The 20697-nt window shown below is 68.0% G+C and carries 22 protein-coding genes; 7 read left to right on the top strand and 15 right to left on the bottom strand.

Features of this window, described 5'->3' with window-relative positions; genetic code table 11:
- Nucleotides 1-21: 21 nt before the first annotated feature.
- The 3 genes from IWH25_RS07030 to IWH25_RS07020 are packed head-to-tail and all read right to left on the bottom strand — an operon-like array spanning nucleotide 22 to nucleotide 3422.
- Complete coding sequence (locus tag IWH25_RS07030; protein WP_203388608.1) at nucleotides 22-462, bottom strand: hypothetical protein; 441 nt, start codon at nucleotides 460-462, stop codon at nucleotides 22-24.
- A gap of 2 nt (nucleotides 463-464) precedes the next feature.
- Nucleotides 465-1697: a type II secretion system F family protein gene (locus IWH25_RS07025; protein ID WP_203388607.1), complete on the bottom strand. Its 1233-nt coding sequence runs from the start codon at nucleotides 1695-1697 to the stop codon at nucleotides 465-467.
- Between the two features lie 9 nt (nucleotides 1698-1706).
- Nucleotides 1707-3422, bottom strand: coding sequence for a GspE/PulE family protein (locus IWH25_RS07020; protein WP_203388606.1), 1716 nt, complete (start codon nucleotides 3420-3422; stop codon nucleotides 1707-1709).
- Nucleotides 3423-3524: 102 nt separating this feature from the next.
- Between IWH25_RS07020 and IWH25_RS07015 the strand changes: the two genes are divergently transcribed.
- On the top strand, nucleotides 3525-3989 hold the full coding sequence (locus tag IWH25_RS07015) for a tRNA (cytidine(34)-2'-O)-methyltransferase (protein WP_203388605.1): 465 nt from the start codon (nucleotides 3525-3527) through the stop codon (nucleotides 3987-3989).
- Between the two features lie 30 nt (nucleotides 3990-4019).
- On the opposite strand, the gene IWH25_RS07010 is transcribed toward IWH25_RS07015, so the two are convergent.
- The 6 genes from IWH25_RS07010 to IWH25_RS06985 all read right to left on the bottom strand — a co-directional run bounded on the left by IWH25_RS07010 (nucleotide 4020) and on the right by IWH25_RS06985 (nucleotide 7086).
- Complete coding sequence (locus tag IWH25_RS07010; protein ID WP_203388604.1) at nucleotides 4020-5009, bottom strand: NAD(P)H-dependent glycerol-3-phosphate dehydrogenase; 990 nt, start codon at nucleotides 5007-5009, stop codon at nucleotides 4020-4022.
- Nucleotides 5006-5455, bottom strand: coding sequence for an SH3 domain-containing protein (locus tag IWH25_RS07005; protein WP_203388603.1), 450 nt, complete (start codon nucleotides 5453-5455; stop codon nucleotides 5006-5008). Before IWH25_RS07005 ends, IWH25_RS07010 begins: the two co-directional genes overlap by 4 nt.
- 10 nt (nucleotides 5456-5465) lie before the next feature.
- A complete protein-coding gene (gene secB, locus IWH25_RS07000; RefSeq protein WP_203388602.1) occupies nucleotides 5466-5942 on the bottom strand; it encodes a protein-export chaperone SecB in 477 nt (158 codons plus the stop codon).
- 37 nt (nucleotides 5943-5979) lie between these two features.
- Complete coding sequence (gene grxC / locus IWH25_RS06995; protein WP_203389178.1) at nucleotides 5980-6231, bottom strand: glutaredoxin 3; 252 nt, start codon at nucleotides 6229-6231, stop codon at nucleotides 5980-5982.
- A gap of 17 nt (nucleotides 6232-6248) precedes the next feature.
- The gene (locus tag IWH25_RS06990; RefSeq protein WP_238999028.1) at nucleotides 6249-6665 is read right to left on the bottom strand and encodes a rhodanese-like domain-containing protein; all 417 of its coding nucleotides are present in this window, start codon (nucleotides 6663-6665) and stop codon (nucleotides 6249-6251) included.
- A 67-nt stretch (nucleotides 6666-6732) separates the two neighbouring features.
- Nucleotides 6733-7086 (bottom strand): ArsR/SmtB family transcription factor, encoded by a 354-nt coding sequence (locus tag IWH25_RS06985; protein WP_203388601.1) that lies wholly within the window; start codon nucleotides 7084-7086, stop codon nucleotides 6733-6735.
- Between the two features lie 198 nt (nucleotides 7087-7284).
- Between IWH25_RS06985 and IWH25_RS06980 the strand changes: the two genes are divergently transcribed.
- The 4 genes from IWH25_RS06980 to IWH25_RS06965 all read left to right on the top strand — a co-directional run bounded on the left by IWH25_RS06980 (nucleotide 7285) and on the right by IWH25_RS06965 (nucleotide 11310).
- The gene (locus tag IWH25_RS06980) at nucleotides 7285-8547 is read left to right on the top strand and encodes a murein hydrolase activator EnvC family protein (RefSeq protein WP_238999027.1); all 1263 of its coding nucleotides are present in this window, start codon (nucleotides 7285-7287) and stop codon (nucleotides 8545-8547) included.
- 19 nt (nucleotides 8548-8566) lie between these two features.
- Nucleotides 8567-9970, top strand: coding sequence for a S41 family peptidase (locus tag IWH25_RS06975; protein ID WP_203388600.1), 1404 nt, complete (start codon nucleotides 8567-8569; stop codon nucleotides 9968-9970).
- Between the two features lie 25 nt (nucleotides 9971-9995).
- On the top strand, nucleotides 9996-10415 hold the full coding sequence (locus IWH25_RS06970) for a hypothetical protein (RefSeq protein ID WP_203388599.1): 420 nt from the start codon (nucleotides 9996-9998) through the stop codon (nucleotides 10413-10415).
- 67 nt (nucleotides 10416-10482) lie between these two features.
- Entirely contained in the window at nucleotides 10483-11310 is an 828-nt protein-coding gene (locus tag IWH25_RS06965; protein WP_203388598.1) for a HesA/MoeB/ThiF family protein, read from the top strand.
- A 41-nt stretch (nucleotides 11311-11351) separates the two neighbouring features.
- On the opposite strand, the gene ribD is transcribed toward IWH25_RS06965, so the two are convergent.
- From ribD to IWH25_RS06945, 4 genes are all read right to left on the bottom strand, one after another.
- Nucleotides 11352-12440 (bottom strand): bifunctional diaminohydroxyphosphoribosylaminopyrimidine deaminase/5-amino-6-(5-phosphoribosylamino)uracil reductase RibD, encoded by a 1089-nt coding sequence (ribD, locus tag IWH25_RS06960; RefSeq protein ID WP_238999026.1) that lies wholly within the window; start codon nucleotides 12438-12440, stop codon nucleotides 11352-11354.
- Between the two features lie 10 nt (nucleotides 12441-12450).
- Nucleotides 12451-12921 carry a transcriptional regulator NrdR gene (nrdR, locus tag IWH25_RS06955; RefSeq protein ID WP_203388597.1) on the bottom strand — a complete coding sequence of 157 codons (471 nt, stop codon included), beginning with the start codon at nucleotides 12919-12921 and terminating at the stop codon, nucleotides 12451-12453.
- 112 nt (nucleotides 12922-13033) lie between these two features.
- On the bottom strand, nucleotides 13034-14284 hold the full coding sequence (gene glyA / locus IWH25_RS06950; RefSeq protein WP_203388596.1) for a serine hydroxymethyltransferase: 1251 nt from the start codon (nucleotides 14282-14284) through the stop codon (nucleotides 13034-13036).
- Nucleotides 14285-14346: 62 nt separating this feature from the next.
- Complete coding sequence (locus IWH25_RS06945) at nucleotides 14347-14997, bottom strand: histidine phosphatase family protein (RefSeq protein WP_203388595.1); 651 nt, start codon at nucleotides 14995-14997, stop codon at nucleotides 14347-14349.
- 208 nt (nucleotides 14998-15205) lie between these two features.
- Here IWH25_RS06945 and IWH25_RS06940 point away from each other — a divergent pair, with 208 nt between their 5' ends.
- Nucleotides 15206-15793 (top strand): TRAP transporter small permease subunit, encoded by a 588-nt coding sequence (locus IWH25_RS06940; RefSeq protein WP_203388594.1) that lies wholly within the window; start codon nucleotides 15206-15208, stop codon nucleotides 15791-15793.
- 1 nt (nucleotide 15794) lies between these two features.
- Nucleotides 15795-17525, top strand: a complete 1731-nt coding sequence (locus IWH25_RS06935) for a TRAP transporter large permease (protein ID WP_203388593.1) — start codon at nucleotides 15795-15797, stop codon at nucleotides 17523-17525.
- Nucleotides 17526-17930: 405 nt separating this feature from the next.
- On the opposite strand, the gene IWH25_RS06930 is transcribed toward IWH25_RS06935, so the two are convergent.
- A complete protein-coding gene (locus IWH25_RS06930; protein ID WP_203388592.1) occupies nucleotides 17931-19010 on the bottom strand; it encodes a TRAP transporter substrate-binding protein in 1080 nt (359 codons plus the stop codon).
- A 295-nt stretch (nucleotides 19011-19305) separates the two neighbouring features.
- Complete coding sequence (gene pmbA / locus IWH25_RS06925; protein ID WP_203388591.1) at nucleotides 19306-20658, bottom strand: metalloprotease PmbA; 1353 nt, start codon at nucleotides 20656-20658, stop codon at nucleotides 19306-19308.
- Between the last annotated feature and the right edge of the window lie 39 nt (nucleotides 20659-20697).

Here is a 20697-nt window from a genome sequence, read left to right as displayed (position 1 = left end):
CCCGACCCATCCTTCCGCGAACTATTTCCGGTCCTGGCCGGAATCGACCCGGACCAGGCCGACCCCGCCCAGAATCGCCACCCCGCCCCCGCGTGCCGACCGCACCAGGCGGAAATGCCATTCGTCGCCGGCGCGGAAGCGGTAGACCAGCAGCCCGTCCCGCGGCCTGAAATACCAGACGCCGCCCGTCCGCACGTCATCCGCCTCGCCGACGTAGCCGGCCGGCTCGCGCCCGGCCCAGACCACCGGGTTGTCGCCCGCCGGCACGCCGCCGCCGAAGCCCTCGCGGTGCGACAGGCGGTCGAGCAGTTCGACGCGCAGGGCGCTCACCTCGGCCTGCACGGTGGCCTCCTCCATCTCGCGCTGGACCACGCTCAACGCGTTGAGCAGCAGATAGCACAGGATGCCGAGGACGACCGCGACGACCGCCAGCTCCAGCTTGCGCTCGCGCCCGGCGATCATCGTCAGCGCTTCAGCGCCACCTTGCCGAGATCCCACATCGGCAGGAAGACGCCCAGCGCCAGCACCAGCACCAGCGCGCCGAGGCAGACGATCAGGATCGGCTCGATCTGCGCGCCGAGCGTCTTCAGCTCGTATTCGACCTCGCGCTGATACATCTGGCCGATCTCTTCCATCATGTCGTCGAGCGCGCCCGATTCCTCGCCGACGGCGACCATCTGCAGCACCACCGGCGTGAAGATTTTCGTGTGGATCGCCGAGCGCAGCACGCTGTCGCCGCGCTCGACGCCCTCGCGCATGCTGTCGATGCGCTTGGCGATGTAGCTGTTGTCGACGGTCTGCGCCGAATTGGCGAGCGCCTGCATCACCGGCACGCCGCTGCGCGTGCCGAGCGCGAAGCTGCGCGCGAAGCGCGCCAGCGCCGCCTTGTGCACGATCTTGCCGGCGATCGGGAAGCGGATGGCGATCGCTTCCCAGCGGTAGCGCCCCTCGGGGGTGCCGATCCAGGCGCGGAAGCCGAAGGCGCCACCGCCCGCGGCGACCAGCATGTACGGCCACCAATCGACGAAGAACTTCGAGGTCGCGAGCAGGATCTTGGTCATCAGCGGCAGGTCGGCGCCGAAGCCGGCGAAGACCTTGGCGAAGGCCGGGATCACGAACAGGTTGATGACGACGATCGCCGCCGCCATCGCCAGCACGACGAACATCGGGTAGCGCAGCGCCGACTTCACCTGCTCGCGCATGAAGCGCTCGAACTCGAGGTGCTCGAACAGGCGCAGGAAGATTTCCTCGAGCAGGCCGGTGGCCTCGCCGACGCGCACCATCGACACGTAGAACGGCGAAAACACCTTCGGATGGCGGGCCATCGCGACCGACAGCTCGCGGCCGCCCTCCAGGCTCTCGCGGATGTCCTGGATCACCGCCTTCATCGCCGCGTTGGTCGACGACTCCTGCAGGCCGGCCAGCGCGCGCAGGATCGGCACGCCGGAGCGCAGCAGCGTATGCAGCTGGCGGCTGAAGAGGAGCAGGTCGATGTGCCCGACCTTCGGCTTGAACAGGTTCAGTTCGAGCGCCGGCGACGCCTCGCCCTTCGCCGCCCGCTTCGTCTCGCGGATCTCGATCGGCACCACGCCCTGGCCGAGCAGGATGTCGGCGACCGCGCCCGGGGCAGCGCCTTCGAGCACCCCCTCGATCAGCTGGCCGCCCGCGTTGCGGGCCTTGTAGGCGAAACTGGGCATCGCCGTCGCTTAATCCTCGAACTGGTTGCTGATGCGCATCGCCTCGTCGACCGTCGTCCGCCCCTGTACGACGAGACGGACGGCATCGCGGCGCAGCGTCTCGCCGGCCATCTGGCGGCGTGCCGCCTGCACGAAGACGCCGGTGTCGTCGTGGTTGATCGCCTCGACCAGATCGTTGCTCATCTCGAGCACTTCGTAGACGCCGGTCCGCCCCTGGTAGCCGGTGTTGCTGCAGTGGGCGCACCCGCGACCGCGGCGGTAGGCGTAGTCGTCCACCTTGTCGGCCAGCTCGTAGCGCAGCCATTCGCGCTCGCTCGGCGTCAGCGCGTGCGCCTCGGCGCAATTCTCGCAGAGCACGCGCACCAGGCGCTGGGCGACCACCATCTGCAGCGACAGCGCCACCATGTAGCGCGGCACGCCCATGTCGAGCAGGCGGATCGGCGTCGAGATGACGTCGTTGGTGTGCAGCGTCGACAGCACCATGTGGCCGGTGATCGACGCGCGCATGCCGATCTCGGCGGTGACCTGGTCGCGCATCTCGCCGACCAGAACGATGTCCGGGTCCTGGCGCAGCGCGGCGCGCAGCACGCGCTCGAAGGAGAGGTCGATCTTCTCGTGCACCTGCACCTGGTTGATGCCGGGCAGGCGGTATTCGACCGGATCCTCGACGGTGATGATCTTCTTCTCCGGCGAGTTGAGCTCGGTCAGCGCGGCGTAGAGCGTCGTCGTCTTGCCGGAGCCGGTCGGGCCGGTGACCAGCACCATGCCGGACGGGCGGCGGATGGCGTGGCGCATGCGCTCGAGGATCCGCGGCGGCATGCCGACGCGATCCAGCCCGAGCAGGCCCGAGCCCTGGTTGAGCAGGCGCATCACCACCGACTCGCCGTACTGCGTCGGCATCGTCGAGATGCGGATGTCGACCGAGTTGCCGCGGAGCTTGACGTTGAAGCGGCCGTCCTGCGGCAGGCGCTTCTCCGAGATGTCGAGGCCGGACATCAGCTTCAGGCGCAGCGCGACGGCGCTCGCGATCTTGGCGTCGGCCTCGGTCTGGATGTGCAGCACGCCGTCGATGCGGAAGCGAATGCGCAGCGCACGCTCCTGCGGCTCGATGTGGATGTCCGAGGCGCGCGTGCGCAGCGCCTCCTCGAACACCGTCTGCAGCAGCTTGACCACCGGTGCGTCTTCGGCGCCGGGGGCCAGCCCGAGCAGGTCGCCGAACTCGACCGGCACGTCGCCGAGCTCGGCGGTGAGTTCCTTGGCCAGCCCGGAGATCTCCTCGGTGCGCCGGTAGACGCGGTCTATCGTCGCCAGCAGCTGGCTCTCGGTGACCACCGCCTGCTCGATGTCGCGGCGGACGATGCGGACGATCTCGTCGTAGGCGGCGAGGTCGGTCGGGTCGGTGAAACCGACGCGCAGGCGGCCGTTGACCTCGTCGGTGACATCCAGCACCAGCGCGCGGAAGCGCCGCGCCTGCGCCTCGGGCAGCAGCTTGATCAGTTCCGGGCGGGGGTTGAAATGCTTGAGGTCGAGGAAGGGGATGCGCAGCTGGCCGGCGAGCGCGCGCGAGATGCCCTCCTCGGTGACGTAGCCGCTATCGACGAAGATGCGGCCGAGCTTGCGCCCGCTGCGCTTCTGCTCTTCCAGCGCCATCTTCAGCTGCTCGTCGGTGAGCAGCCCCTGCTGAATCAGCAGATCGCCAAGACGGATTTTCTCCGGACGCGCCATGCCAAGCTCCAGTATTATTCTGTTCTGGTTGCCACCTACTCCCAGCGGCCGATTCTAACCGCATTCGCCGTCGGCCACCGTGTCATCTTTGTCACGTCACCCATGTTCTCCGTCGTCCTCTACCAGCCCGAAATCCCGCCCAACACCGGCAACGTCATCCGCCTCTGCGCCAACACCGGCGCCGAATTGCACCTCGTCGAACCGCTCGGCTACCGCTGGGACGACCGCGAGCTGAAGCGGGCCGGCCTCGACTACCACGAATACACGCGCGTGCGGCGGCACGCCGACTGGGCGGCGTGCACGGCCGTGCTGGCGGGAAGAAGGATGTTCGCACTGACGACCAAGGCCAGCCGGCGCCACGACGCGCCGGCGTTCCAGCCCGGCGACGTCTTCGTCTTCGGCCCGGAGAGCCGCGGCCTGCCGGACGAACTGCTGGCCGAATTCGCGCCGGAGCAGCGGCTGCGCCTGCCGATGCTGCCGGAGCGGCGCAGCGTCAATCTCTCGAACGCGGTCGCGGTGACGGTCTACGAGGCCTGGCGGCAGCAGGACTTCGCCGGCGGCATCTGAACGGGGGAACGCGGGAGAGCGACGGCCGGTTCAGGCCATCTCGATCTTCGGGTCGCGCGCGAGCAGCTGCTCGACGGCTGCGGCGGCGCCGACGCCGTGGTGCAGGATGGCGTCGACCGCCTGCGTGATCGGCATCTCGATGCCCAGCTGCTGCGCCAGCCGCGCCACTTCGCGCGCGGTGCTGACGCCTTCGGCGACGTGGCCGAGCTCGGCGAGGATCTGCGGCAACGTCTTGCCGGCCGCGAGCGCCAGGCCGACGCGGCGGTTGCGCGAGAGGTCGCCGGTGCAGGTGAGGATCAGGTCGCCCATGCCGGCCAGCCCCATGAAGGTCTCGCGCTTGCCGCCGAGCGCCAGCCCGAGGCGGGCGATCTCGGCCAGCCCGCGGGTGATCAGCGCGGCGCGGGCGTTCAGCCCGAGGCCGAGGCCGTCGGAGATGCCGGTGGCGATCGCCAGCACGTTCTTCACCGCGCCGCCGACCTCGACGCCGGGCAGGTCGTCGTTGGCGTAGATGCGCAGCCGCGGCGTGTGCAGCGCGAGCGCGGTGTCGCGGGCGAAGTCGGCGTCGTTGGCGGCCAGCGTCACCGCCGTCGGCAGCCCCTGCGCCACCTCCTCGGCGAAGCTCGGGCCGGACAGCGCGCCGTAGACGGCATCGCCCCCCAGCTCCTCGCCGGCGATCGCGTGCGGCAGCTTGGCGGTGCCCGCCTCCAGCCCCTTGCACACCCACACCAGCGGCTTCACCTGGCGCTCGGCGACGAGGCGCTGCAGCGTCGGGCGCAGGCCGGCGAGCGGCGTCGCCACCACCAGCAGGTCGGCGCCGGCAACGGTCGCGGAAAAATCGGATTCGACGGCGAGGCCGTCGGGCAGCCGGTAGCCGGGCAGGAAGCGGCGGTTCTCGCGCGTCTCGCGCATCGTCTGCACCACCTCGGCCTCGCGCGCCCACAGCGTCACGCGGTGGCGGCCGGCGAAGGCGATCGCCAGCGCGGTGCCCCAGGCACCGGCGGAGAGGACGCCGACGTTCATAGTCCCCAGACCTGGTTGCCGCGGACGAAGCCGCTCTGGCCGTCGCGGTGGCGCACCTTGGCCCAGCCGCCGACACCGGCTTCGAGCAGTTCGAGGGCGACGCCCTTCTCCGCCTCGAAGGCGAGCGGCGACTCGTCGCTCGCCTCGCGGCGCACCTGCGCGCGGTCGGCGACGACCTGCACGGTGCGCTGCTCGGACAGGTACTTCCGTTCGATCCAGGCCAGCCCGCCGTCGGCGTCGCGCACCTTGGCCCAGCCTTCCAGGCTGACCACCGGCTCGACCGGCGTATGGCGGCGGATGACGAAGAGCGGCTTGCCCTTCACCGACGGCGCGTCGTAGAGGACGGTCGCCGTCTCGACCGAGCGGTAGTCGATGGCGAAGGCCGGGACCGATGCGAGCAGCAGCGCGAGACCGGCCGGCAGGGTGATCGGAAGGCGCTTCGCCATGCGCGGCTCCTTACTGGACGGGAACTTCGTGCGGGCCGGCGGCGGCCTGCTGCGCCTGCGCCTCCTGCAGTCGCGCCATGTACATGCCCTCGAAGTTGACCGGCTGCAGCACCACCGGCGAGAAGCCGGCACGGGTGACCGCGTCCGAGACCACTTCGCGCGCGTACGGGAAGAGGATGTTCGGGCAGGCGACGGCGAGCAGCGGCTCGAGGTTCTCGTCGGGCACGTTGAAGATGCGGAAGATGCCGGCCTGGCCGACCTCGACCAGGAAGACAGTCTTCTCTTCGATGCGCGCGGTGACGGTGACCGTCAGCGTGACTTCGTAGGCGCCGTCGCCGAGGTTCTGCCCGTTCGTCTGCAGCTGGATCTCGACCTGAGGATTTTCCTGCGCGAGGAAGATTTCCGGCGCATTCGGCACTTCGACCGAGAGGTCCTTCAGGTACAGTTTTTCGATCGAGAAGGACGGGGCTTCCTGCGGTTCGCTCATGGCAAGGCTTTCTTCGTAAGGTAGGTGAATCGGGAAATCAGTTCGTCGCGCCGGTCAGCAGCGGCAGCAGCCCGCCGGCATGGTCGAGGGCGACCAGGTCGTCGCAACCGCCGACGTGCGTGTCGCCGATGTAGATCTGCGGCACGGTGCGGCGACCGGTCTTCTGCATCATTTCGTCGCGGCGCGCCGGGTCGAGGTCGATGCGCACCTTCTCGATCTCGCCGACGCCGCGGGCCTTCAGCAGCTGCTCGGCACGGACGCAATAGGGGCAGACGGCGGTGCTGTACATCAGCACCCGCGGCCGGCTCACTTGCGCCCCCCCTTGCCGGTCAGCGGCAGGCCGGCCTTGTTCCAGGCAGCGACGCCGCCGTCGAGGTTGAAGACGCGGTCGAAGCCGAGCTTCTGCAGCTCCTTGACCGCCTTCACGCTGCGGATGCCGGTCTCGCAGCAGACGATCACCGGCTTGCCCTTCATTTTCTCGAGGTCGGCCGCGCGCTCGGCGAACTTGGCGACCGGGATGTTCTTCGCGCCGAGCAGGTGGCCGTTGGCGAATTCGCCGGCATCGCGAACGTCGATCACCTGCGCGTCCTCGCGGTTGATCAGCTTGGTCGCTTCGCCGGTGGTCACGCGCGGACCGCCGCCGAAGAAGCCGGTCGCGAACAGCATCGCGCCGCTGGTCACGGTGAGGATGACGAGCAGCAGGTTTTGTTGAATGAACTCCAAGGGAACTCCGTCGATGATGAAATGCCGTCGCCGCGCCCCCGTCGGCCGGGGTACGCCGCAGTCCGGCCTACGCGTTCAGGGGAATGCCGCAGAAGACTTCGCGCATCATACCGATCAACTGCAGCGTGCGCTGGTCGCCGACCCGGTAGTAGACCCGGTTCGCGTCCTTGCGCGTCAGCAGAACCCCCTTTTCGCGAAGGATCGCCAGGTGCTGCGAGATGTTGCTCTGGGACGTGCCGACCGCATCGACGATTTCCTGCACGCAGGCCTCTTCCGGGCCGATCACGCAGAGAATCTTGAGCCGCAGCGGATGCGAGATCGCCTTCAGGGCGCGCGCCGCCTGCTCGATGTGCTCCTGCTTTTCGATGAGGTTGATGGTGTGTTCCAAGATGACCGAAGCTCGTGCGGTGAGCTGATTCATTATAAAATGTTTCACCAGTTTAACCCAATGGATGCGGCCGGCCGGCGATTTCTTGCGCCGATCGCGACGCCTTGCCGGCGGGTGCATTCCGGGCCTTCCCAACCGACACCTGCCCCATGCACATGATCGCCACGACCCGTCCTCATCGGCGGCAGGCCCCCACCCTCTCCGCAGCGGCCGGCGCGGCTGCTTCCGCCATTGCCCGCCGCCCGTAAGCGCACCCGCCGGCTGCTCGCCGCCGCCGGCGGCGCCCTCGCCCTCGTCGCGCCGTGGACCGCCCTCGCCGCGCCGCCGGCCCAGGGCGAGATCGTCGAGAAGCAGGCCGACCTGAAGGAGCTGCGCGCCCGGATCGAGGAGCTGCGCAAGGAAATCTCCTCCGCCGAAGGCTCGCGCGCCGAGGTCGCCGACCAGCTGAAGGACTCGGAGCGCTCGATCTCGCACCTGCAGCGCGAACTGCGCGAGCTCGGCGAAGAGAAGGGCGACCTGCAGTCGTCGCTGCGCGAGCTCGGCCAGCAGTCGAAGACGCTGGAAGCGCAGCTGGCGGCGCAGCAGGCGCAGCTCGAACGCCTGCTCTACAACCAGTACCTGCGCGGCACGCCGGATTCGCTGCAGCTGCTGCTCAACGGCAACGACCCGAACCAGGTCGCCCGCGACCTCTACTACCTCGGCGCCGTCGCCAAGGCGCGCAGCGAGCTGCTGGCGCAGATCGACGCCAACCTGAAGAAGAAGCAGGCGCTCGCCGCCAGCACCCGCGAACGCGCAGCGGCGCTGGCGATGGTCGAGGAGAAGCAGAAGGAGCGGCACGAGAAGCTGCTCGCCCAGCGCGAGCAGAAGAAGGCGACGCTGTCGAAAATCTCGGCGCAGATCGCCGCACAGAAGAAGGCGGTCGGCAACCTGCAGCGCGACGAGAAGCGGATGACGCAGCTGATCAGCCGGCTGACCAAGCTGATCGCCGCGCAGAGCCAGCCGAAGCGCGCCCCCGTTCCGGGCACGACCCGGGCGACGCCGGCCCCGGCCGCTCCCGGCATCGAGAACGAGCACCTGCCGCAGGCGGCACCGGCCGGCAGCTTCGCGCGCCTGCGCGGCAACCTGCGCCTGCCGGTGAAAGGCACGGTCGCCAACCGTTTCGGTAGCGCGCGCCAGGAAGGCAGCAGCTGGAAAGGGCTGTTCATCCGCAGCCCGGGCGGCAGCGAAGTGAAGGCGATCGCCGGCGGCCGCGTCGTCTTCGCGGAATGGCTGCGCGGCTTCGGCAACCTGCTGATCATCGACCACGGCGACGCCTACCTGTCGATCTACGGCAACAACGATGCCTTGCTGAAGAATGTCGGCGACGCGGTGCGCGGCGGCGACACCGTTGCCACCGTGGGCAACAGCGGTGGCAACCCGGAATCGGGGCTATACTTCGAAATCAGGCATCAGGGGCAGCCCGTAGACCCCCTGAAATGGGCCTCTCTCAAGTAATTCGGGCAGGAGTTCAGGAATGGCAGGCAAGTTGAAAAAGGCGGGTCTGATCGGCACCGGTTTCGTCGCGGGCGTACTGATCAGCCTTCAGTTCTCGGCGATCGCGGACAAGGAGGTCCGCAGCGGCCTGCCGGTCGAGGAACTGCGCACCTTCGCCGAGGTCTTCAACGCGATCAAGCAGGGCTACGTCGAGCCGGTCGAGGACAAGAAGCTGATCACGCACGCGATCAGCGGCATGCTCTCCAACCTCGACCCGCACTCCGCCTACCTCGACGCCGACGCCTTCAAGGACCTGCAGGTCGGCACGCAGGGCGAGTTCGGCGGCCTCGGCATCGAGGTCGGCATGGAGGACGGCCTGGTCAAGGTCATCTCGCCGATCGAGGACACTCCCGCCTACCGCGCCGGCGTCAAGGCCGGCGACCTGATCTTCAAGCTCGACGACACGCCGGTGAAGGGCCTGACGCTGTCGGATGCGGTGAAGAAGATGCGCGGCAAGCCGAAGACCCAGATTCGGCTCTCCATCCTCAGGAAGGGCGAGGCCAAGCCGCTCGAGATCACGCTCACGCGCGAGGTGATCAAGGTACAGAGCGTCAAGTCGAAGCTGGTCGAGCCCGGCTACGGCTACATCCGCGTCACCTCGTTCCAGGAGAATACCGGCGCCTCGGTGGTCAAGCACCTCAACGACCTGTACAAGGCCGGCACGCTGAACGGGCTCGTGCTCGACCTGCGCAACGACCCGGGCGGCCTGCTCAACGCCGCCGTCGGCGTCTCCGCCGCCTTCCTGCCGCCGAAGACGCTGGTCACCTCGACCGACGGCCGCACCGAGGACGCCAAGCACAAGTATTTCGCCACCGCCGACGACTACCTGCGCGGCGGCAAGCGCGACGACTACATCAAGGAAGTGCCGCCGCAGGCCTACAAGGTGCCGATGGTGGTGCTGGTCAACGGCGGCTCGGCGTCGGCCTCGGAGATCGTCGCCGGCGCGCTGCAGGACCACAAGCGGGCGGTGATCATGGGCACGCAGACCTTCGGCAAGGGCTCGGTGCAGAGCGTGCTGCCGCTGCCCGGCAACACCGCGATCAAGCTGACCACGGCCCGCTACTACACGCCGTCGGGCCGCTCGATCCAGGCCAAGGGCATCGAACCCGACATCGTCGTCGAGGAAACGCCGAACGGCGACAGCTTCAAGCGCGTGCGCGAAATCGATCTCGAGCGCCACCTCGACAACGACAAGGACGGCGCACCGGCGAAGGACGCGGCGAAGCCACAAGGCAAGGCGCCGGCAAAACCGAAGCCGAACAGCGGCAAGGAAGAGGACGACAAGGACTCGCCGCACGCCGAACCCGCCGCCAAGAGCGACTACCAGCTGGGGCAGGCGATCAACCTTCTCAAGGGTTTGCAGATCATGCAGAATAAGCCTTGACGGCTTAGTTCCCGGGAGGGGAAAAATGGCACCGCACAGCGCCGCGAAGAAGGACCCCTGGCTGCACAAGCAGCGGGAAATCCTGTTTGCCAAATTTCCCCCGGGACAGGTTCCCGAGGCCAGCGACCACCTCGCCGCCAAAGAGGAGCTGGAAGTCGTGCCGCACGTCGAGAAGCGCGCCGTCGCCGTCGGCTACGAGCTGACCCGCTACACGCTCGGCGACCTCGAGGAGGAGCTGGTCGAGAAGGGCTTCCACCTCGACAACACGCTGCTCTCCAAGCTGACCCGGGCGCTGATCCACTACGTCGAGGAAACGCAGCTGCACAACCTGGAAGCGCCGGAATACCGCCTCAAGCGCTCCGACGAGGCCTACGTGCACGCCTGGGAACAGCACCCCCACGGCGACCACGACGACACGCCGCCGGAGTGGCGGGAATACAAGTAAGCCGCCGCCCACCTCCCGCCGCCCCGCCGCAGGCCGCGCGTCCGCTGCCGGCGGCGCGCCATTCGCGATGAACGACCAGCAACTCCTCCGCTATTCCCGTCACCTGCTGCTCGACCAGATCGGTATCGAAGGCCAGCAGCGCATCGTCGGCGCGCACGCGCTGGTGATCGGCGCCGGCGGCCTCGGCTCGCCGGCCGCGCTCTACCTCGCCTCGGCCGGCGTCGGCCGGATCACGCTGGCCGACGGCGACACGGTGGACCTGACCAACCTGCAGCGGCAGATCCTGCACACGCAGGAGCGCGTCGGCGAGCAGAAGGCCGTCTCCGGCCGCACCGCGCTCGGCCTGATCAACCCCGAGGTACGCGTGGACGCCGTCACCGCACGCCTCGCCGGCGCCGCGCTCGACGCCGCGGTCGCCGCTGCCGACGTGGTGCTCGACTGCTGCGACAACTTCGCCACCCGGCATGCCGTCAACCGTGCCTGCGTACGCCACCGCAAGCCCCTGGTCTCGGGCGCGGCGATCCGTTTCGACGGCCAGCTGTCGGTGTTCGATCCGCGCCGCGACGGCTCGCCGTGCTACCACTGCCTGTTTCCGGAAGGCGAGGACGTCGAGGAGGTGCGCTGCGCGGTGATGGGCGTCTTCGCGCCGCTGACCGGCATCATCGGCGCGATGCAGGCGGCCGAGGCGCTGAAGCTGCTGGCCGGCTGCGGCGAACCGGCGGTCGGCCGGCTGCTGCTGCTCGACGGGCTGACGATGGAATGGCGCAGCGTGAAGTTCGGCCGCGACCCGGGCTGCGCGGTCTGCGGCACCGCAGGCGGCGCCGACGAACCCGTGCGGGACGCCGGACGCGAATCGCCGGCGGCCGCCCCGGCCTGCCGGGCAACGCCGCGCTGATTCAACGCCGCCGCCGCGGCGAACCCGGCGCCTCGCGCCGGCTACTCGGCAAAGCGGGCAATGAGGCGAAGGTCGGCGCCGACCGGGCGCAGGTCGCGCCACTGCAGCTGGCGCCTGTCGGCGAGCGCGGCCAACGCCGGCAGGTCGAACAGCCCGCGCGCGGCGTCACCGACCAGGCACGGCGCCAGGTAGAGCAGCAGTTCGTCGACCAGGCCCTCCCGCAACAGCGAACCGTTCAGGCGTGCGCCGGCCTCGGCGTGCACCTCGTTGATGCCGCGGCGCGCCAGCTCGGCGAGCGCCGCCGACAGATCGACCTTGCCGGCGGCGTTCGGCAGCAGCAGCACCTCGGCACCGCGCGCGGCGAGCGCCCCGGCGCGCGCAGCATCGGCGACGGCGCCGATCACCAGCAGCGGCCCGCCGTCGAGGATGCGCGCCGTCGGCGGCGTCTCCAGCCGGCTGTCGACGACGACGCGCAGCGGCTGCCGCGTCGTCTCGACGTCGCGCACGGTGAGCTGCGGATCGTCGTCGCGGACCGTGCCGACCCCCGTCAGGATCGCACAGGCTCGGGCGCGCCAGCGGTGACCGTCGCGGCGCGCCTCGGCACCGGTGATCCACTGGCTCTCGCCGTTCGCCAGCGCGGTCTTGCCGTCGAGGCTGGCGGCGGCCTTCAGCCGCAGCCAGGGACGGCCACGGGTCATGCGCGCGACGAAGCCGATATTGAGTTCGCGCGCCTCGTGTTCGAGCAGCCCGTGCTCGGTGACGACGCCGGCGGCGTGCAGCCGCGCCAGGCCCTGGCCGGCGACCAGCGGATTCGGGTCGGCCATCGCCGCGACGACGCGGCCGACGCCGGCGGCAAGCAGCGCGTCGACGCAGGGCGGCGTGCGGCCGTGGTGATTGCAGGGTTCGAGCGTGACGTAGGCGGTCGCGCCACGGGCGGCGGCGCCGGCCGCCTGCAGCGCATGCACCTCGGCGTGCGCCTCGCCGGCACGCGCATGCCAGCCCTCGCCGACGACGGCGCCGTCCCGGACCAGCACGCAGCCGACGCGGGGATTGGGGGAGGTGGTGTAGAGGCCGCGCTCGGCCAGCCGCAGCGCGCGCGCCATGAAGTCGTGATCGGCGGCGCTGAACATCGGGGGAAGGCTAGCGCCGGCGGGCCGCCGGCTTGGTCGACACTTCGCGGATCACGTCGGAGAAGTCGTCGACGTCCTCGAAGTCGCGATAGACGGAAGCGAAGCGGATGTAGGCGACCTTGTCGATCTTCTTCAGCTCGCGCATCACCATCTCGCCGAGCTTCTCCGACGGGATCTCGCGCTCGCCGAGCGCGAGCAGCTTCTCCTCGATGCGCGCGATCGCGCCCTCGACCGCCTCGGTCGTCGCCGGGCGCTTCCTCAGCGCCAGCCAGAAGCTGGCGGCGAGCTTCTCGCGGTCGTAGTCGACGCGCGAGCCGTTCTTCTTCACCACCTGCGGCAGCCGGATCTCGGCCCGCTCGTAGGTGGTGAAGCGCTTGTCGCAGGTCAGGCAGCGACGGCGGCGACGGACGATGTCGCCATCGTCGTTGATGCGGGTATCAACGACGGTGGTTTCCTCGGCGCCGCAGAACGGGCATTTCATTTCTAACTCCGATGAAAGTGCTGTACGCCGCCCGAACTAGGCGCGCCCACCGTAGACAGTAGAACTGCTACGGCAAGGCGGGCACAACGACGTGCGGGCAAGTACGGCATTTTCATGCTCCGTACACCGGGAATTTCCGGCACAGTGCGGCGACCTCCTCGCGCACGCGGGCGAGCACCGCCTCGTCGTGCGGCGCGTCGAGCACGTCGGCGACCAGGTGCGCGATGCGCTCGGCCTCGATCTCGGTGAAGCCGCGCGTGGTCATCGCCGGCGAGCCGATGCGGATGCCGGAGGTGACGAAGGGCTTCTGCGGATCGTTCGGGATGCCGTTCTTGTTCACCGTGATGTGCGCACGACCGAGCGCCGCCTCGGCATCCTTGCCGGTGATGTTCTTGGCACGCAGGTCGAGCAGGAAGACGTGGCTCTCGGTGCGGCCGGAGACGACGCGCAGGCCGCGCTCCTCGCCGAGCACGCGCGCCATCACGCGGGCATTGTTGATCACCTGTTCCTGGTAGTTCTTGAACTCCGGCGTCGCCGCTTCCTTGAAGGCCACCGCCTTGGCGGCGATCACGTGCATCAGCGGGCCGCCCTGCAGGCCGGGGAAGATCGCCGAGTTGATCGCCTTCTCGTGCTCGGCCTTCATCAGGATGATGCCGCCGCGCGGGCCGCGCAGCGTCTTGTGCGTGGTCGAGGTGACGACGTCGGCGTGCGGCACCGGGTTCGGGTAGAAGCCGGCGGCGATCAGTCCGGCGTAGTGCGCCATGTCGACCCAGAAGACGGCGCCGACTTCCTTCGCCACCTTGGCGAAGCGCTCGAAGTCGATGCGCAGCGCGTAGGCCGAGGCGCCGGCGACGATGATCTTCGGCTTGTGCTCGCGGGCGAGCGCTTCCATCTTGTCGTAATCGATGGCTTCGTTGGCGTCGAGGCCGTAGGCGACGACGTTGAACCACTTGCCGGACATGTTGAGCGGCATGCCGTGCGTCAGGTGGCCGCCCTCGGCGAGGCTCATGCCCATGATCGTGTCGCCCGGCTTGGCGAAGGCCATCAGCACCGCCTGGTTGGCCTGCGAGCCGGAGTTCGGCTGGACGTTGGCGCAGTCGGCGCCGAACAGCTTCTTCAGGCGGTCGATGGCCAGCTGCTCGGCCTTGTCGACGAATTCGCAGCCGCCGTAGTAGCGCTTGCCGGGATAGCCCTCGGCGTACTTGTTGGTCAGCTGCGAGCCCTGCGCCTGCATCACCGCATGGCTGACGTAGTTTTCCGAGGCGATCAGCTCGATGTGCTCTTCCTGGCGGCGGTTCTCTTCTTCGATCGCGCCCCACAGTTCGGGATCGACTTTGCTCAGGGTGTCTTTCGCGGAAAACATCGTGGCCTCTCAAACCATTGAAAAAGGGGCGAATTATACCATGCTGCAGAGCGGCAAACGGCTCACGCCAGATCGAGCTCGTCGAGTGCGCCGTGGTCGAGGTGGCGGGTCTCCGCCCAGGACTCGATACGCCAGCCGTCCGCCGCCGCAACCACCCAGTTCAGCCCGGTGTTGGGGATATGGAAGTCGCGCGGCAGCTGCAGCGGATTGGCGCGCACGAAGCGGTTGATGATGTCGAGCACGCCGCCGTGGGTGACCACCGCGACGGTGGCACCGGGGTGCGCGACCCGCATCGCCTCGATCCGCCCGGTGACGCGCGCGAACAGCGTACGCAGGCTTTCCCCGCCCTGCGGGAAGGCGTAATCCGGTTCGCGATGCTCGAAAGCCCGGTAATCGTCGGGAAAACGCCGCTTCGCCTCGTCGTAGGTCAGGCCCTCGAAGACCCCGTAGCGCCGCTCGCGCAGCTCCGGCGCCAGCTGCAGCGGCAGGCCGAGCGCCGCGGCGAGGCGCTCGGCGGTCTGCCGGGCGCGCAAGAGGTCGCTGCTGTAGAGCACGGTCGGCGGCGACGGCGCGGCCGCCAGCCAGCGGCCGGCCAGTTCGGCCTGGTGCAAGCCCTCATCGTCGAGACCGACGTCGGTATGCCCCTGGATGCGCCGTTCGGCATTCCACGGCGTTTCGCCGTGCCGAACGAAGCAGAATCGCGTGATTGCCATGCCGCAGCCCTCTGTTTTCGCATTATGGAAAGCAATGCGGATAAATGAATCCGTGCAAAAATAAGCACCTAGTCAGAAGCACGTCAGGTCGTCTGACAACTTTCGTGTTATCATCAGTTCAGGTTATCAGGCCACAAGCCGGATAACATTTCTGCCAAACCGGTACCAGAAGACCGGGATTTTATCGCCATACTTGGAGGGACAGCCCGTGAATGTATTACTCAGCTTGTCGCGCCTCATCGACGCGATGAACGAGAAACTCGGCAGGGGGGCCATGTGGCTCATTCTTGCCGCCGTAGTCATCAGCACGCTCAACGCGATCGTGCGCAAGGCCTTCAACTACAGCTCGAACGCCTTCCTCGAAATCCAGTGGTACCTGTTCGCCGGCGTCTTCCTTTTCGGCGCGGCGTACACGCTGCTGCACAACGAGCACGTCCGCATCGACGTCGTCAGCGGCCGCTTCTCCAAGCGCACGCAGACCTGGATCGAAGTCTTCGGCACGCTGTTCTTCCTGCTGCCGATGTGCTTCATGATCCTCTGGCTGTCGGTTCCGTTCGCGCTGCACTCGTACCAGAGCGGCGAGATGTCGGTGAACGCCGGTGGCCTGATCCTGTGGCCGGTCAAGGCCTTGCTGCCGATCGGTTTCTCGCTGCTGACGCTGCAGGGTTTCTCGGAGCTGATCAAGCGCCTCGCCTTCCTGATGGGCCGCATCCCCGATCCGACCGAGAAGCACGACTTCCCGACCGCGGAAGAAAACCTGATCGAAGAAATCAAGAAAATGCGCGGGGAGAGCTGAGATGACCGAATTCCTGATCCACAACATGGCGCCGATCATGTTCGCCGCCATGGTTCTCTTCCTGCTGGTCGGCTACCCGGTCGCCTTCGCGCTGGCCGCCAACGGCATCTTCTTCGGCCTGATCGGCATCGAGCTCGGCCTGCTGCAACCCTCGTTGTTCGGCGCCATGCCCGAGCGCATCTTCGGCGTGATGAACAACGACACACTGCTGGCGATCCCGTTCTTCACCTTCATGGGCCTGATCCTCGAACGCTCGGGAATGGCCGAAGACCTGCTCGACACGATCGGACAGCTGTTCGGACCGATCCGCGGCGGCCTCGCCTTCGCAGTGATCTTCGTCGGTGCGCTGCTCGCCGCGACCACCGGCGTCGTTGCCGCTTCGGTGATCTCGATGGGCCTGATCTCACTGCCGATCATGCTGCGCTACGGGTACGACCGGCGACTCGCCTCCGGCGTCATCGCCGCCTCCGGCACGCTGGCGCAGATCATCCCGCCGTCGCTGGTGCTGATCATCATGGCCGACCAGCTCGGCCGCTCGGTCGGCGACATGTACAAGGGCGCCTTCATCCCCGGCTTCGTGCTGACCGGCCTCTACGTCGGCTACATCGTCCTGGTGGCGCTGGCCAAGCCGAAGATGTGTCCGGCGCTGCCGGCGGAGGCGCGCAGCTTCCGCGAGCCGAGCGGCAAGTCCGGCGCGGCGTCGCTGCTGGTACTGACCGCGGTCTCGGTCGCGGCCGCCGTCGCCTTCGCCAAGACGCTGCCGGCCGAAACCGCGCTCGACGAAACGATCGTGCTGGCGATGATGGTCGGCATCGGCGTCGCCTTTGCCGCTGCTGTGATCAACAAGCTGTTCAAGATCGGCCTGCTCTCGGCGATGGCAGAGAAGGCGACCTTCGTGCTGATCCCGCCGCTGGCGCTGATCTTCCTCGTGCTGGGCACGATCTTCCTCGGTGTCGCAACGCCGACCGAAGGCGGCGCGATGGGCGCCGCCGGCGCGCTGGTGATGGCCATGTCGCGCAAGCGCCTGAACGTCGGGCTGATGCAGCAGGCGATGAACTCGACCTTGAAGCTGACCACTTTCGTCGTCTTCATCCTGCTCGGCGCGCGCGTCTTCTCGCTGACCTTCTACGGCGTCGACGGCCACAAGTGGGTGGAAGAGCTGCTGCTCGACCTGCCCGGCGGCGAGCTCGGCTTCCTGATCGTGGTCAACGTGATGATCTTCCTGCTCGCGTTCTTCCTCGACTTCTTCGAACTGGCCTTCATCGTCGTACCGCTGCTGGCCCCTGCCGCCGACAAGCTGGGCATCGACCTGATCTGGTTCGGCGTGCTGCTGGCGGTCAACATGCAGACGTCGTTCATGCACCCGCCCTTCGGCTTCGCGCTGTTCTATCTGCGGTCGGTCGCCCCGGCGAAGGAGTACGTCGACAAGGTTACCGGGCAGAAGACCGACCCGGTGACGACGATGCAGATTTACTGGGGCGCCGTACCGTTCGTCGTCATCCAGATCATCATGGTCGGCCTGGTCATCGCCTTCCCGCAGATGGTCACCGGCGGGCTGGACAAGGCCGCGGCGGTCGATCTGGACACGATCAAGATCGACGCGCCGGCGAGCGACTACGCGCCACCGCCGCCGATCGGCGGCGACAGCCAATCGGCCGCGCCGCAGGAAGAAGACCCGAACAAGGCCTTCCTCGACGCGATGAAGAAGGAAGCCGAGGCGGCGAAGAAGTAAGGCGCCTGCCACACCCAACGGGAGCCTGCGCGGCTCCCGTTTTTTTTTGAGGCCCCCAGCAAAACCGCCCGGCGCGGCCAGGCCCGCCGTCGGCACCCGGCAACGACGTCGCCGCAAGGCCACCGGAAAGGCCCGACGCCGGCAATCCCCAGAGGTCCGCGCGCCACGAAACCAGCGCGGCGACAGATGCCCGCCACGGCGACGGCACTGCGGCCGGAACTTACCCTCCCGACGCGTCGCCTTTCCGCGGATGCCAGCACCGCCCACCGGCACTCGTCGCGACGCGCCGCCGCCAGCCTTCTGCAATGCCCGTAACCGGTCGCCGGGCGGGCTGGCACCGCCGGCGCCGAACAAAAAAAAAAAACGGGCGCCGAAGCGCCCGTTGCTTTTTGCCGGGGTGTCAGGTCAGCGCACGCTGGCCATGAAGTTGTGGTACGTGCCCTCGGCGATGCGGCCCCAGAGGACCTGATCGGCCTGGAACTTCTTCATGTCGTCGTAGACCTTCTTGAAGGTCGCGTTCTTCGCCGAGGTCTCGGCGTAGAGCTCCTGGGCGGCCTTGTAGCAGGCGTCCATGACGTCCTTCGGGAACGGGCGCAGCTGCGCGCCGCCGGCGATCAGTTGCTTGAGCGCGGTCGGGTTCTTCGCATCGTACTCGGCCATCATCTCGACGTGGGCGTCGGCCGCGGCGATTTCGAGAATCGCCTGGTATTCCTTCGGCAGCGCGTCCCACGCCTTCTTGTTGACCAGCACCGACAGCTGCGGACCACCTTCCCACCAGCCGGGGTAGTAGTAGAACTTGGCGACCTTGTTGAAGCCGAGCTTCTGGTCGTCGTACGGGCCGACCCATTCAGCGGCGTCGATGGTGCCCTTTTCCAGCGCCGGGTAGATGTCGCCGCCGGCGATCTGCTGCGGCACGGCGCCCAGCTTGGAGATGACCTGGCCGGCGAAGCCGCCGATACGCATCTTCAGGCCTTCCATGTCCTTGACCGTCTTGATTTCCTTGCGATACCAGCCGCCCATCTGGACGCCGGTGTTGCCGCAAGGCAGGTTGTGGACGTTGTAGGTGGCGAAGAACTCGCGCATCAGCTTGAGGCCGTTGCCGTGGCGGTACCAGGCGTCGAGCTGGCGGTTGGTCAGGCCGAACGGCAGCGCGCAGTCGAAGGCGAATGTGGGATCCTTACCGACGAAATAGTAGGAGGCGGTGTGGCAGCACTCGACGGTACCGTCCTTGGTGGCGTCCAGCACCTGCAGGCCGGGGACGATTTCGCCGCCGGCGAAGACCTGGATCTGGAACTTGCCGCCGGTGGCTTCGGCCACGCGCTTGGCGAAGGTCTCGGCGCCGCCGTAGATGGTATCCAGGCTCTTCGGGAAGCTGGACGCGAGACGCCACTTGACGGTCGGCGCGCTCTGCGCGATCGCCGGCATGGCGACGGCGCCAACGGCGAGACCTGCACCTGCTTTTTTCAGAAAGGAACGACGTTCCATAGAGTTGTCTCCTCCAAGTTGAACAAAAAACAGCGAGTCGATTATAGCCACAGCGACGGCATCGTAACTCTTTTCACAATACGGAACATTCCGCGTGAAAAGCTCACCGCGCAAGCGTTTCCGCACTATCGGGGGAGATTCCGGCCAAAACCGCCTCCCATTCAATCTGAGCCGAAAACCGGGTCATCATACAACTTTTTGCCAACAAGTGAACCCCGTCCCCGGAGCCCCCTGTTTCAGGGGGCGACGGGATTCGGACGAGGGGCTGCGGGAGGGGCGGAGAAGGAAGACCGGCTCAGTTGCCGGCGACCTTCATGCCGTCGACGAGGAGCGAGCCGACCTGTTTGGAGCCGCGGCAGACGACGTCGTTGCCGACCGCGACAAGGTTGCGGAACATGTCGCGCAGGTTGCCGGCGATGGTGATCTCCTCGACCGGGTGCCGGATCTCGCCGTTCTCGACCCAGTAGCCGGCGGCGCCGCGCGAGTAGTCGCCGGTGACGTAGTTGATGCCGTGGCCGAGCAGTTCGGTGACGAGGACGCCGCGGCCCATGCGGCGGATCAGGCCGGCGAGGTCGTCGGCGCCGGGGCGGACGATCAGGTTGTGGCAGCCGCCGGCGTTGCCGGTGGTCGTCAGCCCGAGCTTGCGCGCGGTATAGACGCTGAGGAAATAGCCCTGCAGCACGCCGTCGGCGACCACCTCGCGCTCGCGGGTGGCGACGCCGTCGTTGTCGAAGGCGGCGGAGGCCAGTCCGCGCGGCAGGTGCGGGCGCTCGGCGATCGACACGTGCGCCGGGAAGAGCTGCTGGCCGAGGCTGTCGAGCAGGAAGGAAGACTTGCGGTAGAGCGCGCCGCCGCTGACTGCGTGCACGAAGCTGCCGATCAGGCTCGCCGCCAGCGGCGCCTCGAACAGCACCGGCACCTTGCAGGTGCGGATCTTCTTCGCGCCGAGGCGCGCGAGCGCGCGCCGCGCGGCGTAGTCGCCGATCGCCTCCGGCACCGCCAACGCGGCGCCGCTGCGCGCGGTCGAGTACCAGTCGTCGCGCTGCATCGCGTCGCCCTCGCCGGCGATCACCGAACAGGCGACGTAGTGGCGCGAGGTCGGGTAGCCGGCCATGAAACCGAGGCTGTTGGCGGCGACGAACTGCGCCTCCTGCGTCGACACGCTGGCCCCTTCCGAGTTGGTGACCAGCGGGCTGACGGCGAAGGCCGCATCCTCGCAGCGGCGGGCGAGATTGATCGCCGCCTCGACCGGCAGGTCCCACGGATGGTAGAGGTCGAGGTCGGGAATCGCCGTCGCCAGCAGCTCCTTCTCGGCGAGCCCGGCGCAGGCGTCCTCGGCGGTGAAGCGGGCGATGTTGAGCGCGGCATCCACCGTTTCCCGCAGCGCCGCCGGCGAGAAATCCGAGGTGCTGGCGTAGCCCTTGCGCTGGCCGAGGAAGACGGTGACGCCGACGCCCTTGTCGCGGTTGTACTCGATCGTCTCGACCTCGCCGCGGCGCACCGTCACCGACTGGCCGAAACCTTCCGAGACGTCCACGTCGCAGGCCGACGCCCCGTGCTGGCGGGCGTAGGCAAGCGCGTCGGCAGCCAGTTGCTGCAGGGTCTCGAAACGGTAGCTGAAGCGGGAAGGCTTGGCGGCACGCGGCATGGTCGGCAGTCCTGGCGTTCGGGATTGGCGGGAAAGCCG

This window comes from Azospira restricta, assembly GCF_016858125.1.
GTDB classification, from domain to species: Bacteria; Pseudomonadota; Gammaproteobacteria; order Burkholderiales; family Rhodocyclaceae; genus Proximibacter; species Proximibacter restrictus.
Note: the sequence above shows the minus strand (reverse complement) of the source record. Positions and strands in the feature narration are given on the sequence as shown.

Bases quoted from the DNA above. Each gene is read 5' to 3' on its own strand.
- IWH25_RS07030 (WP_203388608.1), bottom strand. From the start codon at position 462: ATGATCGCCGGGCGCGAGCGCAAGCTGGAGCTGGCGGTCGTCGCGGTC.
- IWH25_RS07025 (WP_203388607.1), bottom strand. From the start codon at position 1,697: ATGCCCAGTTTCGCCTACAAGGCCCGCAACGCGGGCGGCCAGCTGATC.
- IWH25_RS07020 (WP_203388606.1), bottom strand. From the start codon at position 3,422: ATGGCGCGTCCGGAGAAAATCCGTCTTGGCGATCTGCTGATTCAGCAG.
- IWH25_RS07015 (WP_203388605.1), top strand. From the start codon at position 3,525: ATGTTCTCCGTCGTCCTCTACCAGCCCGAAATCCCGCCCAACACCGGC.
- IWH25_RS07010 (WP_203388604.1), bottom strand. From the start codon at position 5,009: ATGAACGTCGGCGTCCTCTCCGCCGGTGCCTGGGGCACCGCGCTGGCG.
- IWH25_RS07005 (WP_203388603.1), bottom strand. From the start codon at position 5,455: ATGGCGAAGCGCCTTCCGATCACCCTGCCGGCCGGTCTCGCGCTGCTG.
- secB (WP_203388602.1), bottom strand. From the start codon at position 5,942: ATGAGCGAACCGCAGGAAGCCCCGTCCTTCTCGATCGAAAAACTGTAC.
- grxC (WP_203389178.1), bottom strand. From the start codon at position 6,231: ATGTACAGCACCGCCGTCTGCCCCTATTGCGTCCGTGCCGAGCAGCTG.
- IWH25_RS06985 (WP_203388601.1), bottom strand. From the start codon at position 7,086: ATGAATCAGCTCACCGCACGAGCTTCGGTCATCTTGGAACACACCATC.
- IWH25_RS06975 (WP_203388600.1), top strand. From the start codon at position 8,567: ATGGCAGGCAAGTTGAAAAAGGCGGGTCTGATCGGCACCGGTTTCGTC.
- IWH25_RS06970 (WP_203388599.1), top strand. From the start codon at position 9,996: ATGGCACCGCACAGCGCCGCGAAGAAGGACCCCTGGCTGCACAAGCAG.
- IWH25_RS06965 (WP_203388598.1), top strand. From the start codon at position 10,483: ATGAACGACCAGCAACTCCTCCGCTATTCCCGTCACCTGCTGCTCGAC.
- ribD (WP_238999026.1), bottom strand. From the start codon at position 12,440: ATGTTCAGCGCCGCCGATCACGACTTCATGGCGCGCGCGCTGCGGCTG.
- nrdR (WP_203388597.1), bottom strand. From the start codon at position 12,921: ATGAAATGCCCGTTCTGCGGCGCCGAGGAAACCACCGTCGTTGATACC.
- glyA (WP_203388596.1), bottom strand. From the start codon at position 14,284: ATGTTTTCCGCGAAAGACACCCTGAGCAAAGTCGATCCCGAACTGTGG.
- IWH25_RS06945 (WP_203388595.1), bottom strand. From the start codon at position 14,997: ATGGCAATCACGCGATTCTGCTTCGTTCGGCACGGCGAAACGCCGTGG.
- IWH25_RS06935 (WP_203388593.1), top strand. From the start codon at position 15,795: ATGACCGAATTCCTGATCCACAACATGGCGCCGATCATGTTCGCCGCC.
- IWH25_RS06930 (WP_203388592.1), bottom strand. From the start codon at position 19,010: ATGGAACGTCGTTCCTTTCTGAAAAAAGCAGGTGCAGGTCTCGCCGTT.
- pmbA (WP_203388591.1), bottom strand. From the start codon at position 20,658: ATGCCGCGTGCCGCCAAGCCTTCCCGCTTCAGCTACCGTTTCGAGACC.